Origin of the sequence: Salifodinibacter halophilus (assembly GCA_012999515.1) — a bacterium.
GTDB classification, from domain to species: Bacteria; Pseudomonadota; Gammaproteobacteria; order Nevskiales; family Salinisphaeraceae; genus Salifodinibacter; species Salifodinibacter halophilus.
The window spans coordinates 1-260 of the sequence record JABEEB010000387.1 but is presented as its reverse complement, the minus strand read 5'-3'; the positions used below and the strand labels follow the sequence as shown (position 1 = coordinate 260).

The following is a 260-nucleotide window of genomic DNA, read 5'->3' as shown; positions in this document are numbered from 1 at the left end:
GGCGCTTGGTCTTCATGCCCGCCCTGCGGGGTCGCGGCGTCACTCATCGGTCTCGGCCTCCGTGTCGGCTTCGAGCGCCTCGAGGGACTCGTACGTCCGGCCGTCGACGGTGTAGCGGTGGATGGTCTCGCCCCGCTCTGTCCGCAGTATCTCGGCGGTGATTCGGTTGTGTCCGGTGCCTTCTTGCTCGCTCGCGCGAGTAGCGTTAGGTGCGCTCATGTTCCTGGGCGCACGCGGCCGGCGTACTAGCGCCGGTCGTC

The 260-nt window shown here is 68.5% G+C and carries 1 protein-coding gene; it reads right to left on the bottom strand.

Features of this window, described 5'->3' with window-relative positions; translation table 11 throughout:
* Positions 1-39: 39 nt before the first annotated feature.
* Positions 40-219: a hypothetical protein gene (locus tag HKX41_12140; GenBank protein NNC24885.1), complete on the bottom strand. Its 180-nt coding sequence runs from the start codon at positions 217-219 to the stop codon at positions 40-42.
* Positions 220-260 lie beyond the last annotated feature (41 nt).